Source organism: Caulobacter sp. Root1472 (assembly GCF_001426985.1).
Taxonomy (GTDB): domain Bacteria; phylum Pseudomonadota; class Alphaproteobacteria; order Caulobacterales; family Caulobacteraceae; genus Caulobacter; species Caulobacter rhizosphaerae.
The window spans coordinates 181,245-195,472 of record NZ_LMFX01000012.1 but is presented as its reverse complement, the minus strand read 5'-3'; the positions used below and the strand labels follow the sequence as shown (position 1 = coordinate 195,472).

General features: G+C 67.9%; 15 protein-coding genes. 7 read left to right on the top strand and 8 right to left on the bottom strand.

The window, feature by feature from the left end:
* Positions 1 to 15 precede the first annotated feature (15 nt).
* Positions 16 to 1,626: a GMC family oxidoreductase gene (locus ASD47_RS09845; protein WP_056755151.1), complete on the bottom strand. Its 1,611-nt coding sequence runs from the start codon at positions 1,624 to 1,626 to the stop codon at positions 16 to 18.
* Complete coding sequence (locus tag ASD47_RS09840; protein WP_056755148.1) at positions 1,619 to 2,734, bottom strand: NAD(P)/FAD-dependent oxidoreductase; 1,116 nt, start codon at positions 2,732 to 2,734, stop codon at positions 1,619 to 1,621. The genes ASD47_RS09845 and ASD47_RS09840 overlap by 8 nt, the downstream gene beginning before the upstream one ends.
* A 133-nt stretch (positions 2,735 to 2,867) precedes the next feature.
* Here ASD47_RS09840 and ASD47_RS09835 point away from each other — a divergent pair, with 133 nt between their 5' ends.
* Positions 2,868 to 3,653 (top strand): IclR family transcriptional regulator, encoded by a 786-nt coding sequence (locus tag ASD47_RS09835; protein WP_056755146.1) that lies wholly within the window; start codon positions 2,868 to 2,870, stop codon positions 3,651 to 3,653.
* A 45-nt stretch (positions 3,654 to 3,698) separates the two neighbouring features.
* Here ASD47_RS09835 and ASD47_RS09830 read toward each other — a convergent pair whose 3' ends face one another.
* From ASD47_RS09830 to ASD47_RS09805, 6 genes are all read right to left on the bottom strand, one after another.
* Positions 3,699 to 4,931 carry an amidohydrolase family protein gene (locus ASD47_RS09830; protein ID WP_056755143.1) on the bottom strand — a complete coding sequence of 411 codons (1,233 nt, stop codon included), beginning with the start codon at positions 4,929 to 4,931 and terminating at the stop codon, positions 3,699 to 3,701.
* 128 nt (positions 4,932 to 5,059) lie between these two features.
* Positions 5,060 to 5,506, bottom strand: a complete 447-nt coding sequence (locus ASD47_RS09825) for a thioesterase family protein (RefSeq protein WP_056755141.1) — start codon at positions 5,504 to 5,506, stop codon at positions 5,060 to 5,062.
* On the bottom strand, positions 5,503 to 6,084 hold the full coding sequence (folE, locus tag ASD47_RS09820) for a GTP cyclohydrolase I FolE (RefSeq protein WP_056755138.1): 582 nt from the start codon (positions 6,082 to 6,084) through the stop codon (positions 5,503 to 5,505). The genes ASD47_RS09825 and folE overlap by 4 nt, the downstream gene beginning before the upstream one ends.
* A 10-nt stretch (positions 6,085 to 6,094) precedes the next feature.
* Complete coding sequence (locus ASD47_RS09815; RefSeq protein ID WP_056755135.1) at positions 6,095 to 7,234, bottom strand: thiolase family protein; 1,140 nt, start codon at positions 7,232 to 7,234, stop codon at positions 6,095 to 6,097.
* Positions 7,235 to 7,242: 8 nt separating this feature from the next.
* Positions 7,243 to 7,668, bottom strand: a complete 426-nt coding sequence (locus ASD47_RS09810; RefSeq protein ID WP_056755133.1) for a Zn-ribbon domain-containing OB-fold protein — start codon at positions 7,666 to 7,668, stop codon at positions 7,243 to 7,245.
* 9 nt (positions 7,669 to 7,677) lie between these two features.
* A complete protein-coding gene (locus ASD47_RS09805; RefSeq protein ID WP_056755129.1) occupies positions 7,678 to 8,484 on the bottom strand; it encodes a crotonase/enoyl-CoA hydratase family protein in 807 nt (268 codons plus the stop codon).
* 194 nt (positions 8,485 to 8,678) lie between these two features.
* On the opposite strand from ASD47_RS09805, the gene ASD47_RS09800 reads away from it, so the two are divergent.
* The 6 genes from ASD47_RS09800 (at position 8,679) to ASD47_RS09775 (ending at position 14,208) form a co-directional block, all read left to right on the top strand.
* Entirely contained in the window at positions 8,679 to 9,905 is a 1,227-nt protein-coding gene (locus ASD47_RS09800; RefSeq protein ID WP_056755126.1) for a CaiB/BaiF CoA-transferase family protein, read from the top strand.
* 57 nt (positions 9,906 to 9,962) lie between these two features.
* Positions 9,963 to 10,751 carry an enoyl-CoA hydratase gene (locus ASD47_RS09795; protein WP_056755122.1) on the top strand — a complete coding sequence of 263 codons (789 nt, stop codon included), beginning with the start codon at positions 9,963 to 9,965 and terminating at the stop codon, positions 10,749 to 10,751.
* Positions 10,752 to 10,784: 33 nt separating this feature from the next.
* Positions 10,785 to 11,480, top strand: coding sequence for an SDR family NAD(P)-dependent oxidoreductase (locus tag ASD47_RS09790; RefSeq protein ID WP_056755120.1), 696 nt, complete (start codon positions 10,785 to 10,787; stop codon positions 11,478 to 11,480).
* Between the two features lie 37 nt (positions 11,481 to 11,517).
* Positions 11,518 to 12,426 carry a crotonase/enoyl-CoA hydratase family protein gene (locus tag ASD47_RS09785; RefSeq protein WP_056755117.1) on the top strand — a complete coding sequence of 303 codons (909 nt, stop codon included), beginning with the start codon at positions 11,518 to 11,520 and terminating at the stop codon, positions 12,424 to 12,426.
* 115 nt (positions 12,427 to 12,541) lie between these two features.
* On the top strand, positions 12,542 to 13,288 hold the full coding sequence (locus ASD47_RS09780; protein ID WP_056755115.1) for a GntR family transcriptional regulator: 747 nt from the start codon (positions 12,542 to 12,544) through the stop codon (positions 13,286 to 13,288).
* Positions 13,289 to 13,413: 125 nt separating this feature from the next.
* Positions 13,414 to 14,208, top strand: coding sequence for an IclR family transcriptional regulator (locus ASD47_RS09775; protein ID WP_082564555.1), 795 nt, complete (start codon positions 13,414 to 13,416; stop codon positions 14,206 to 14,208).
* Positions 14,209 to 14,228: the final 20 nt, after the last annotated feature.

The following is a 14,228-nucleotide window of genomic DNA, read 5'->3' as shown; positions in this document are numbered from 1 at the left end:
TCGTTCTGGCCGTCGTCAGACGGCGCGCGCGTCTTCCAGGATCATGTCCGCGGCTTTCTCCGCGATCATGACGATGCCGGCGTGGGTGTTGCCCGAGAGGACCGAGGGCATGATCGAGCCGTCCACGACCCGCAGGCCCGCGATCCCGTGCACCTTCAGCCGCTTGTCCACCACTGCGCCGGGATCGCTTCCCATCCGCGCGGTGCAGGTGGGGTGATAGATCGTGCTGCCTCGCTCGCGGCAGTAGGCCAGGAGCTGATCGTCGGACGCGCAGTCCAGGCCGGGCTCGACCTCGCTTTCAGCGAAGGGGAGCATGGCGGGCTGGCGCATGATGTCGCGCAGCACCTTCAGTCCGCCGACGGTGACGCGGCGGTCGGTCTCGGTGGCCAGGTAGTTCGGATCGATGGCGGGCGGCGTGAACGGGTCGGGGCTGACGATCTTCAGCGTGCCCCGGCTCTCGGGCCGCAGCTGGCAGGACGAGGCCGTGAATCCCGAGAAGGCGTGCAGCTTGTCGCCCATCTTGGTGGTCGAGAAGTTGATGAAGTGGATCTGGGTGTCGGGCAGGGCCACGGCCGGATCGGTCTTCAGGAAGGCCCCCGCGTAGCCGGCGCTGACCGTCAGCGGTCCCCGCCGTTGAAGGGCGAACTTCAGGCCCACGCCCGCCATGCGCCACGGGCTGCGCATGTCGTCGTTGAACGTGATGGGCTGGGCGCAGCGCAGCACCATGCGAACCTGCAGGTGGTCCTGCAGGTCGGCGCCCACGCCCGGCAGGTCGTGAATCACGCGCACGCCGTACGCGCTCAGCAGCTCGCCCGGTCCGATGCCCGACAGCTGCAGAAGTTGGGGTGAGCCGATCGCGCCGGCGGCCAGGATGACCTCGCCGCCGGCGGTCGCCCGGGCCAGTTCGCGGTCGCGGCGCCACTCGACTCCCACCGCCCGACGTCCTTCGAGCACCAGCCCGGTGGCGTGGGCGCGGGTCACGACCGTCAGGTTGGACCGCCGCCGGGCCGGCCGCAGATAGGCCACGGCGGAGCTGGCGCGAAGGCCGCGCCGCGAGGTGGTCTGATAGTAGCCGGCGCCCTCCTGGGTCGCGCCGTTGAAGTCGTCGTTGCGGGGGTGGCCCGCCTCCTGCGCCGCGGCGATGAACGCGTCGCACAGCGGGTGGGGCTCGGCCTGGTCCGAGACGGGCAGGGGGCCGCCCTGGCCGTGGAAGGCGTCGGCGCCGCGCGCCTGGTCCTCGGCCTTGCGGAAATAGGGCAGGACGTCGTCATGGGACCAGCCGACATTGCCCAGCCGCCGCCAGGCGTCGAAATCTTCCTTCTGGCCCCGGACATAGACCAGGCCGTTGATCGAGCTGGAGCCCCCCAGCACCTTGCCGCGCGGCTGGCTGATCCTGCGGTCGTTGAGGCCGGGCTGCGGCGTCGTCTGGAACATCCAGTTGACCTTGGGGTCGACGAACAGCTTGCCGTAGCCCAGCGGGATGTGGATCCAGGGATTGCTGTCCTCGCCGCCCGCTTCCAGCAGCAGGACCTTGTACTGGCCTTCGGCGCTCAGCCGGTTGGCCAGGACGCACCCCGCCGAACCCGCGCCGACGATGATGTAGTCGAAAGCGCCGAACTCACGCATGCAGCACCTCGCGGGCCAGTCGGGCGACCTCGTCGGCGATGGCCAGGGAGGCCGTCAGGCCGGGGCTTTCGACGCCGAACAGATTGATCAGGCCCGCGCCCGGGCCGGCGGGGTTGGCCTCGATGCGGAAGTCGGCTGGCGGCTCGCCGGGGCCCGAAATCTTGGGGCGAACGCCGGCATAACCCGGCGTCAGGGCTCCGTCGGGCAGGTCGGGCCAGTAGCGCCGCACCGCGCCGTAGAAGCGCTCCGCGCGGCGGGGATCCACCGCGTAGTCGGGTTCCTCGACCCATTCCACGTCTGGCCCGAACTTGGCCTGGCCGCCCATGTCGAGCGTCAGGTGGACGCCGAGGCCCCCCGGCTCGGGGGTGGGATAGATCAGGCGGCTGAAGGGTGACCGTCCCGACAGGGTGAAATAGCTGCCCTTGGCGTAGAAGGCCGTCGCCTTGGCGGGGGGCGGCAGTCCCTCGGTGGCGTCCGCCAAGCCTGGCGCGCCGAGGCCGGCGCTGTTGACGACCAGTCGCGCCTTCAGGGCCGGCGCGGGGTCTTCGCCGAGGGTCAGGGCGACGCCGTCGGTGTCCAGACGCATAGCCGTCACCGGGGTGTGAAAGGCCGTCATCGCGCCGCGGGCCTCGGCCTCGCCCTGGAGCGACAGCATGTAGGCGTGAGAGTCGATAATGCCGGTCGAGGGCGAATGCAGCGCGGCCACGCAGGCCAGGGCCGGCTCCATTGCCCGGGCGGCGTCGGCGTCGAGCCAGGTCAGGTCGTCGACGCCGTTGGCCCGGGCGGCCGCCAGGATGCGTTCCAGGTCCGAGATCTGGTCGGCATGGCTGGCGACGATCAGCTTGCCGCAGCGCCGGTGCGCGATCCCGCGGCTTTCGCAATGGGCGTAGAGCTGGGCCTTGCCCCGGACGCACAGCCGCGCCTTGAGCGAGTCCCGGGGGTAGTAGATGCCGGCGTGGATGACTTCGCTGTTTCGGGAACTGACGCCCGAGCCGATATGGCCCTCGGCCTCCAGGATCACCACCTCGCGGCCGGCCAGGGTCAGGGCGCGCGCCGCCGCAAGACCGACGACCCCGGCGCCGATCACCACGCATTCGACTGTATCCATGGGCCAGCGTAAACACGGGATCGGCGCGGGTTGAAGTCGCGCCCCGCCAGGATCGCGGACGCGATCAGCCGGCCTGCGCATGGGGTGTTTTTCGGGGCGCGGGTCTCCTAGTCTGGCCTTGGACGGAGATGACATGACCGGCGATTCTGAGATCCTGGAACGCGACAGCGGCGGGCCCCGCGCCATGGGCCGGGTGCTGGCCCTGCTGGAGTTGCTGGCCGGCACGCCGGTGGGCCTGCCGCTCGCCGAGATCTCCGTCGCGCTGGGCGTGCCAAAGAGCACGCTGCTCAACAGTCTTCGTCCCCTGGTCAGCGACGATTTCCTGGTCGTCGAGGGCGCGCTCTATCGGTTGGGGCCGCGCGCCTTCCGCCTTGCGGCCACCATCGGCTCGGCCTACGACCTGCCGCGCCTGGTGCGGGGCTATCTGCGCGCCCTGGCCGACACGACCCAGGAGTCGGTCAATCTGGCCGTGCTCGACCATCAAACCCACCGTTTCGTCTATATCGACGTTCTCGAAAGCCCGCGTCCCGTGCGCTACACGGTGCGCCTGGGCATGAGCGGTCCGCTCTATTCGACGGCGGCGGGGCGGGTGCTGCTGGCCTATCAGTCGACCGACTATCAGAACGACTACATCGCCAAGGCCAAGCTGACGCCGCTGACCGCCCGCACCAACACCGATCGCGAGGTTCTGCGAAGCCAGCTGGAGGAGGTCCGCCGCAAGGGCTTCTGGGTCAGCCTGGGGGAGTCGGTGGAGGATTCGGCCGCTGTGGCCGCGCCCGTGTTCGGACCGGACGGCGCTGTCCTGGCCGCGGTTTCGCTGGGCGCGCCCTCGGACCGGCTTCTGGCCAACCAGGACGCGCTGGTGGCCGCGGTCGTGAAAACGGCCGCGCACGCCTCGGGGGGCGTGGCGGCCGCTTGACGCTCCCTCTTCCGGGGAGCTGTCTCGAAGTGATCGAGCTCCCCGCTAGAGGGGCAGGCCCGCCAGCTTCATGCCGTTTTCGTACATGACCTTGGCCGTATCCGCGTCGCTCAGGTCCTTGCAGGCCTCGTCGGCGAAGATGCGCGGCTCCTCGACGCCCTCGGAGTGCGGGTAGTCCGAACCCATCAGCAGCCAGTCGGCGTCGCCGGTCTGGTCGACGATGGCTTTGATGTTGTCCTCGGGATAGGCCACGATCTTGACGTGGCGCTTGAAGATCTTGCTGGGCCGCTCCTTGAGCTGGCCGGCGGGCCAGTAGCCGTTCTTGGCCATGCCCCGCACCTTGTCCATCTTGACCAGCATCGACGGCACCCATTCCGCGCCGTTCTCGGCCGAGATCAGGGTGATGTTGGGGAAGCGCTCGAAGAAGTTCAGCAGGACGAAGCTGGACAGGGTCTCGATCACCGGCCGTTCGGAATAGCCGTGCATCCACATGAAGGCGGTCTGACGCAGGCGCGACTTCTGCATCGGCTCGCCCCACACGGCCATGTGGTCCTTCAGGTAGATGGCTTCGGAGACGTGGAAGACCACGCCGACGCTAGCCTCGTTGAGGATGGCCCAGAACGGGTCGTGGTCGGGATGGGCCGGGGCCTTGCCGTTGTAGGGGCCCATCGGCATCAGGACGAACTTTGCGCCGTTGGCCACCGCCCACTTGGCCTGCTCGATCGCCTGGGGCAGATCGGCCAGGGTCAGGACCGGGCAGCTGAAGATCTTGTTCTTGTAGTTGAACTTCCACTGGTCGAGCATCCAGCGGTTATAGGCGTTGAGGATCGCGTAGGCGGGATCGGGCTCGTCCAGATAGCTGATCGCGCTGACGAAATTGCCGCAATACAGCATCGAGGAGCGAACGTCCCACTTGTCGAGCACCTTCACGCGCTCGGCCGGGTCGGTCATGGTCGGGGTGATCGGCACCCGCATGTCAACCTCGGCCTTGCCCTCCTTCTGGGCCCGCAGCCACTCGTGCAGCTTGCCGGGCGGCGGGATCTTGAAGTCCTCGGTCATGTAGTCGGCGCTGATCTCGACCTTGCGCTTGCCCACGTGCAGGGCGAACTGGCCGTCGTCGGCGACCTTGTAGTTCAGGCCCCAGTCTTCCTTGTACTTGGCCGGCACATAGACGTCGAAGGCCTCAGGCGTCTCGTAAAGGTGGGTGTCGGCGTCGAAGATCGGACCCTTGTAGCGCCAGCCGGTCGCTTGATCCGGGGCGATGGCGGTGTCGGTCATGAGGGTCTCCTCGCCGGTGTACGGCGCAATTTGCAGAAAACTGAATATCGTTCAATTTTCTGTTCACCTGGGCGAGATGTCAAGGTTCTGGTCGGCCCAGGGGCATCGCGCATGCGATCCGCGCCGGTTCAGCCGAGAACCAGGTCCGCGACCGAGGCCTTCTGCGTCTCGGTCAGCGGCAGGGGCCGCCGGCCGGCGCGGTCGACATAGACGTGAACGAAATAGCCGGCGGCCACCGGCGTCTCGCGGCCCTCGACGAAAAGGCCGATCTCGAACCGGATGCTCTTGTCGCCCAGCTTGCCGATGCGCACGCCCGCCTGGACGGTCTGCGGAAACTCCACCGGGGCGAGGAAGTTGCAGTGGCTCTCGACGCACAGGCCGATCGACGGCGAGTCCGGCAGCCAGATGACGCCGCGTTCGAACAGCATCCGGGTCACGGCGGTGTCGAACCAGCTGTAGTAGATGATGTTGTTGGCGTGGCCGTAGGGGTCGCCGTCGGCCCAGCGCGTCGGGATGTCCACCCACCAACCGTAGTGTTCGCGGCGCTCGTCCTGGGGCTTGCGGGCGTCGGTCATGCGGCGGAACCCTGGCGGACAAGGCGCAGGAATTCGGCGCGGGTCCGCGGGTCGTCGCGGACCACGCCGCGCAGGCTGCTGGTCGTCAGCCGCGAGCCCGGCGTGTTGACGCCGCGCAGGGTCATGCAGCTGTGCTCGGCCTCGATCACCACCCCCACGCCCTGCGGCTGCAGGACGTCCTCGATGGCCTGGGCGATTTCGGCGGTCAGCTTCTCCTGGATCTGCAGGCGCCGCGCGAAGCCGTTGACCACCCGGGCGAGCTTGGAGATGCCGACCACCTTGTTGGTGGGCAGGTAGCCGACATGGGCCACGCCGGTGACCGGCAACATGTGATGCTCGCAGAAGCTGACCACGCGGATGTTGCTGAGAACCACCAGCTGGTCGTAGCCGGCCACTTCCTGAAAGGTCCGCTCCAGGTAGCCGCGCGGATCGGTCTCATAGCCGGAGAACAGCTCGCGATACGACTTGGCCACGCGCTCGGGCGTGTCGAGCAGGCCTTCGCGCGACGGGTCGTCGCCGGCCCACTCCAGCAGTGTCCGGACAGCGGCTTCGGCGTCGGCCTGGCTCGGTTTGCTCATGGTCGGATGCTCACGCCTTCTCGAACAGGTGAACGGCGGACGCGGTTCCTAGACCGACCACGTGGGTCAGGCCGATCCTGGCGCCCTGGACCTGCCGCGCGCCGGCCTCGCCGCGCAGGTGCAGGGCGACCTCGTACATGTTGGCGATGCCTGTGGCGCCCAGGGGATGGCCCTTGGACAGCAGCCCGCCCGAGACATTGACCGGCACGGGGCCGCCCAGCGCGGTGACGCCCTCGTCGATCAGCCGTCCGGCCTCGCCCAGTCCACACAGCTGCAGATTTTCGTAGTGCAGCAGTTCGGCGGTGGCGAAGCAGTCGTGCAGCTCGACCAGGCTGACATCGCGCGGATCGATCCCGGCCTGTTCGTAAGCCGATTTCGCCGCCAGCTGGGTGCAGCCGTTGACGTCGGGCATGATCGGATTGCGCGGGTTCCAGGGATCGGAGGCCAGGGCCGAGGCCAGCACGCGGATCGCGCGCGTCAGGCCCAGCTCCCGGGCCTTCTTCTCGGAAACCACCACGGCGGCGGCCGAGCCGTCGACATTCACCGAGCACATCAGCTTGGTGTTGGGATAGGCGATCATCTCCGAGCCCATCACCTCCTCCAGCGGCGTCTCCTTCTGGTAGACGGCCTTGGGGTTCATGGTCGAATGGTGGTGGTTCTTCACCGATACCTTGGCGAACTGCTCGAAGGTGGTGCCGTACTTTCCCGCGTGTTCCATGCCGGACTCGGCGAAGACGGCGGGCATCGAGGCCGAGCCGAACAGGCCTTCCAGCGAGATGCCGGTCTCGTGGCCCGCGCCCAGCATGCCGCGCGGCATCTTCTCGACGCCGACCGCCAGCACCACGTCGTAGAGGCCCGACTTCACCGCGATCCAGGCCTCGCGAAAGGCCGAGGCGCCGGTGGCGCAGGCGTTGGAGATGTTGGTGACCGGAATGCCGGTCTGGCCGATCTCGCGCATGATCGCCTGGCCGGTCATGTCATAGGCGCCGAACACCGAGCCGCAGTACATGGCCTGGACGTCGTGGACGGAGAGGCCGGCGTCGTCGAGGGCCAGCAGCGCCGCTTCGCCGCCGAGCTGGGCGAAGGTCCTGTCGGGATATTTGCCGAACTTCAGCATGTCGATGCCGAGGATGTAGACGTTCTCGCTCATGGCGGACCTCAGGCCGAAGGTTCGAAGAAGAAGGCGACATAGGACGCGCCGTCCTTGTCGGTGCGGCCCAGGGCCTCGCCGAACACCATCCGGACCGGCATGCCGACCGGCAGGGCCTCGGGCTCGGCCGCGACATTGATCAGGTTGCCCTTCAGCGTCAGGCCGTCGTCGAGATCGACGATGGCCGAGATGAAGGGAACGGGCACGCCGGGATAGGAGCGCCGGACGATCGAATAGGCGTGCAGCTTGCCAGTCGTCGGCGCGCGATAGGTCTCGATCGAGTCGCGGGCGCCGCAGGCCGGACAGGCCAGGTGGGTCGCCGCCGTGCGGGCGCCGCAGGCCCGGCAGAGCCGACCCTCGACGAAGGGCTCGGGTCCGTCCAGGCGGATCCAGGGCAGGGCGGGACGAGGTCCGAGGGTGTCGGTCTGGGTCATGGCTTGGCCTCAGGCGCCCGTGAACACGGGCGGGCGTTTGTCGAGGAAGGCCTCGACGGCCTCCTTGTGGTCGGCGGTCTCGTGGGCCAGGGCCTGGAAGGCGGCCGACAGCTCCAGCACGTCGGTCAGCCGGGAATGCTGGCCCTCGCGCAGCAGGCGCTTGGCCAGCCGGACGGCGCGCGGCGGGTTGGCCGCGACGCGGTCGGCCAGCTTCAGCGCCTCGTCCATCACCTGGTCGGCGGGGACCACCTTGTTGACCAGGCCCATCTCGCGGGCCTCGGCGGCGGTGTAGGTGTCGCCGGTCAGGATCATCTCGGCGGCGCGGGCGTAGCCGATGGTGCGCGGCAGGATCCAGGCGCCGCCGTCGCCGGGCACGATGCCCATCTTGACGAAGCTGGCGGCGAACTTGGCCGCGTCGGAGGCCACGCGCATGTCGCACAGGCAGGCGATGTCGCAACCCAGGCCGATGGCGTGGCCGTTGACCGCGGCGATGCTGGCGATCTCCAGGCCGGCGAAGGCCAGGGCGATCTTCTGCACGCCCTTCTTGTAGTTGTCCCGGGTGTCGGCGGGGGTGGCCAGGGGGCCGATGCCGTCGCGGTCGCGCATGCCCTTCAGGTTGCCGCCGGCCGAGAACGACGCGCCTGACCCGGTCAGGACCAGCACCGAGATCGAGCGGTCCGCATTGGCGCGCTCGACCGCCTCGACCAGCTCGGCGCAGTCGGCGTGTTCACCGATCGCATTGCGCGTATCGGGCCGGTTCAGGGTCAGGATCGCGACCCGGCCACGGGTCTCGTAGAGGACAAAGGGCTCGCGCATGAACTGACGGTTTCCATCTGCGGATTTGAGGCAAACCATTCCCAAACGCAGGCCGGGACAAGCATCATGGCGGCTTTAAGGGTGACATATCACCCACACGATGACCCTGACCGTCACCTTGTCACGCGGTGGCGCATCGCGACGATGACACTCTGAGACGTGCGCCGCCGGCGGCGTGGGGAGGGAGTTGTCCTATGTCGTCCAAGACCCTGGAAGGTGTCAGGATCCTGGATTTGAGCCGCGTGCTGGCCGCGCCCCTGGCCAGCCAGATGCTCGCCGACCTGGGCGCCGACGTGATCAAGGTGGAACGTCCCGGCACGGGTGACGAGTCCCGCGAATACGGGCCGCCCTTCCTGAACGATCGGGACGGCAATCCGACCTCCGACGCCGCCTTCTATCTCAGCTGCAACCGCAACAAGCGGTCGGTGACGGTCGATCTGGCCTCGCCGCGCGGGCAGGAGATCATCCGACGGCTGGCGGCCGACAGCGACGTGGTCCTGGAGAACTTCAAGACCGGCGCGTTGAAGAAGTACGGCCTGGACTACGACAGCCTGAAGGCGGTCAATCCGCGGCTGGTCTATTGCTCGATCACCGGCTTTGGCCAGACCGGTCCTTTGGCTCACAAGCCCGGCTATGACGGCGTCTTCCAGGCCATGGGCGGGATGATGAGCGTGTCGGGACTGCCGGACGACGCCCCGGGGGGCGGTCCGATGAAGGTCGGCATCTCGATCGTCGACATCCTGACCAGCCTCTACGCCTCCAACGCCATCCTCGCCGCCCTGCATCATCGCGACGTGGGCGGTGGAACAGGCCAGCACATCGATCTGTCGCTGCTGGACTGCGGCGTCGCTTCGCTCAGCCACTTCGCCATGAACTATCTGGTGTCGGGCGAGATCCCCGCGCGCCGCGGCAATGGCGGATACGGCGGCGTGCCCTCCCAGACGTTCCGCTGCGCGGATCGCGACCTTTTCCTCACCGCCGGCAACAACGCCCAGTTCGGCCGGCTGTGCCTGGCGCTGGACCGGCCTGACATCGCCAAGGACCCGCGCTTCGACAACACGGCCGGCCGCATCCGCAACCGCGACGCTCTGCTGGCGATGCTGGACGCCATCTTCGCCACCAAGCCGGCAAGCGTGTGGCTGGAGCGTCTCGACCTCGCCGACGTGCCGTCCAGCCCGGTCAACGACATCGCCGACGCCCTGGCCAATCCGCAGGTCGTCCATCGCCAGATGGTTCGAGAAATCGAGCATCCGGTCGCCGGCGTCCTGAAGACGCTGAGAAACCCGATCCGGCTTTCTGAAACCCCGATCAACGACTACGCCCCCCCGCCTTTGGTCGGACAGCACACGGACCAGATCCTGGCCGCCGCGGGCTACGCGCCCGAGGACATCGAGACCTTGCGACAGGCCGGCGTCGTCTGATCACCCAATTCCCGAGGCGCCCGTCGGCGCCGCGACATTTCAAAAGGAAGACCCGTCATGACCGACAAGATTCTCAGCCGCAAGGACGGCGCGATCGGCCACATGATCTTCAACAACCCCGACAAGCTGAACGCCATCTCGTTGGAGATGTGGGAAGGCATGTCGACGATCATGGCCGATTTCGACTCCGATCCGGACATCCGGGTGATCGTCGTTTCGGGCGCGGGCGGGGTGTCGTTCATCGCCGGGGCCGACGTCTCGAAGTACGAGGAAGAGCGCATGGGCGAGAACGCCCAGGAGCACTACGCCCAGACCGGCGAGCGCGGGCTGTCGGCGATCTACAACAGCGAGAAGGTGACGATCGCCGCGATCGACGGCTGGTGCATCGGCGGCGGCATCTCGGTCGCCGTGTCGTGCGACCTGCGCTACTGCTCGTCCAAGTCGAAGTTCGGCCAGCCGGCCATGCGCTACGGCATCGGCTACCGCTACAAGAGCCTGTCGCGGCTGGTCGACATCATCGGCGTTCCGGCGTCGAAGGACATGCTGCTGGGCGGCCTGCAGTTCACCGCCGAGGAGGCCTTCGCCAAGGGGCTGGTGGGCCGGGTGATGGCCGAGGGCGAGGCCTTCGACAGCTTCATCGCCAAGACCGCCGCTCAGATCGCCGGCGGCGCGCCGCTGACGGCCAAGCAGGTCAAGTACACCCTGGCCACGATCCTGAAGGATCCGGCCGATCGCGACCTAGCCAGGTGCGAGGAGATGTTCCAGACCTGCTATGCTTCGACGGACTACAAGGAAGGCATCCGCGCCTTCGCCGAGAAGCGCAAGCCGCAGTTCACCGGCGCCTGATCGGCGAAAGCGCGTGACCGGGAGGTTGGAGCGATGAAGGACAAGGTCGTGGTCGTGACCGGCGCGTTCGGGGCCCTGGGGCGCGTGGTCGCCCTGGGCGCGGCGGCGCGCGGCGCGCGGGTCGTCGCCGTGGACTACGCCGCCACACCGCCGGGCGACCTTGTCTCGGCGCTGGGCGAGGGGGCGCTGTTCAAGGGCGGTGTGGACCTGTCGGACGCCGGCGCGGCGACCGCCGCGATCGACGCGATCGTCGAGGCCGCCGGGCGGATCGACGTGTTGGTCAACATCGCCGGCGGGTTCGCCTGGGAGACGGTAGGGGAGGGCCAAGCCGCCACCTGGGAGCGCCTGCATCGTCTCAACCTGATGACGACCCTGAACGCCTCGAAGGCGGCCCTGCCGCATCTGGTCGCCAGCGGGGCGGGGCGCATCGTCAATGTCGGCGCCAACGCCGCGGTCAAGGCGGCGAGCGGCATGGGAGCCTATGCGGCCTCCAAGGCGGGCGTGCACCGGCTGACCGAAGCCTTGGCGGAAGAGTACAAGGGCCGGGTGACGGTCAACGCGGTCCTGCCCTCGATCATCGACACCCCCGCCAACCGCGCCGACATGCCAGACGCCGACTTCTCGAGCTGGGTGAGCCCCCAGGAACTGGCCGCGGTGATCCTGTTCCTGGCCTCCAGCGAGGCGAGCGCCGTGACCGGAAGCCTGCTGCCCGTCGTCGGCCGCGTATGACAAGGTCGCCAAGACCCTTTGGCCCGGGAGCCGACGCATGACCTACAGCGGCAAGTGGCTGGACCAGCCCGAGGAAATCCTGTTCGAGGTGTCCGAGCGCGTCGCGCGCATCACCCTGAACAAGCCCGACAAGCGCAACGCCCTGTCGCCCCGGACACTGCAGGAACTGCACGACGCCCTGCTGGAGGCGGACGATCGCCTCGACGTCAACGTCGTGATCCTGCAGGGCGCGGGCAAGGACTTCTGCGCCGGCTACGACCTGGGCGGGGTCTATGCCGGGCGCAAGGCCGAAGGCGAAGCCGCGGCGGCCGACGCGCCCCTCTATCGCAGCTCGTCCGGCAGCTATGACGACGACGCCTGGTTCATGGAGCGCCAGCAGGCCCTGACCACGGTGATCTTCGATCTGCACAAGCCGGTCATCGCCCGGGTCCAGGGCAACTGCCTGGCCGGCGGCACCGACCTGGCGCTGATGTGCGACTTCGTCATCTGCTCCGACGAGGCCAAGATCGGCTTTCCGGCGGCCCGCGCCAACGGCTCGCCGCCCAACCACATGTGGATCTATCACTGCGGGCCGCAGTGGGCCAAACGCATCCTGATGACCGGCGACAGCATCCGCGGCCGGGACGCGGTGACGATCGGCCTGGCGCTAGAGTCGGCGCCGGCCGGCCAGTTGGACGCGGTGGTCGACGAACTGGCCCGGCGTCTGTCGTTCGTCGACAACGAACTGCTCTCGGCCCACAAGCGCATCGTCAACCTAGCCCTGGAAGGCATGGGCGCGCGGACCCTCCAGCGGCTGGCGGCGGAGAACGACGCCCGGGCTCACCTGTCCAAGGGCCCCCGCCGCACCCAGTTCAAGGCCGACATGGCCGAGCACGGACTGAAGACGGCGCTGACCAACCGCGACGCGCCGTTCGGCGACGGCGTCATCCGGTTGCGCGAGGACTGACCGCTTATCGACCAGGCGATGATCGCGGTAACGCGCCTTCTTCGTTTGGCCCGGGAACCCGAGCACGGCTAACCTGTTCGATGTCGTCGCGCCCGACGCGAAGCACGGAAACCCTATGCAACTCCAGGCCGGCCCACTTCCGCTCTACCACCAGATGGAACAGGATCTGCGGGCGCGCCTGCATGGCGGCGAATTCGGCCCCGGCGACCCTTTGCCCACCGAAGAGCGTCTGTGCGAGCAGTATGGGGTCAGCCGCATCACCGTGCGACGCGCGCTGGACGCCCTGATCGCTCAGGGCCTGATCGTCAGGCGTCGCGGCGTGGGCTCCTTCGTGGCCGAACGCAAGGTCGGCTCGCGGTCCATTTCCCTCAAAGGGTCGCTGGACGAGTTCCTGGCCGGCGCCGGCGTGATGGAGCCGGACCGGCTGTCGCTCGAACACGAGGTGCGCAACGCCGAGGCGGCGGCGATCCTCAACCTGCCCGACGACGCCGGCATGACGCGCCTGGAACTGATCAGCCGCATCGACGGCGAGCCGGCGGCCTATCTGGAGATCTATTTTCCCCCCGAGGTCGGCAGGGAGCTCGAGCAGCACGACTTCGTGACGGCGGGCGTGCCGATCATTCGCGCCGTGGAGCGGCGCCTGAACGTTCGCGTCGCCCGCGCCCAACAGAGGATCGAATCCGGCGTGGCCGGCAAGGTCGCTGCGGCGCACCTGGGCCTGCGGCCCGCCGATCCCGTTCTGCTGGTCACCCGCGCCTATCACCTGGCCAGCGGCCAGCCGATCGAGGTCGTGTTCGTGCGCTACCACCCCGCCCGCTACAGCTACGTCATCGAATTCAACGCCGACGGCCGCGCCGGTTGAGCGTTCCGCAGCGTGCAACGAGACGTTCATAAAAATTGAACAGCGTTCAAAAAATCGAAAAAGACCGTTGCGACCCTCCAGTTGTTATGACAACATAACGTCATAAGAAACGAAGGGAGGTTGCCGTGGTGAAGTCATTGGATCCGAAGAAGATCAAGTCGGCCCAACGCGCGCTCGAAGTGCTGGAGTTCTTTTCCGACGCTCGGCCGACGGCCACCGTCATGGATATCGCCCGCTCCATGGGCTATCCGCAGTCGAGCACCTCTGAACTGCTCAACTGCCTGGTTTCGCTGGGTTATCTCAATCGGGATCGCGACCAGCGCACCTACAGGCCGACGGCGCGGGTGGCGGTGATCGGTTCATCGGTCCAGCCCGAGCTGTTCCGCAAGGGACGGCTGCTGGCCATTCTCGACCACCTGGCCGAGGAAGCCGGCGTCACCGTCACTCTGGCCCACAAGGTCGGCATGTCGGTCCAGCATATCCACGTGGTGCGCGGCGGCGACGCGCCCGCCGACATCGACGCCAGCGCCGGCTTGGCGGCCTCGTCGGCCGGCAAGGTGCTGTTGGCGACGTTCGACCCGGTTCTGGTGCGCAAGCTGGTCCATCGGATCAACGCCGAGGCGCCGGAGGGAATTGACCGCATCTGCGCCGTCGAGTTCGGGGAGGCGCTGCGTCAGGTCCGGATCCAGGGCTACGCCCAGCATGTCGACGGCGACCAGGCCAGCCTGTCGATGCTGGTCTCGCAACTGCGCGACGCTCACGCCCTCGCGCTCAACATCCACGGGGACAGGGCGTTCTTCGAAGCCAACAAAGATTGGCTGCTGCAGATGGTGCGCGGGGCCATCGCCCGCCTGAACAATCCGGCTCTGGGACGTTCCCTGGAAGCCGAAACCATCCAGCCGGAACGCCGTTCCGCCTGATCTCATCTCTCATGTCGGCG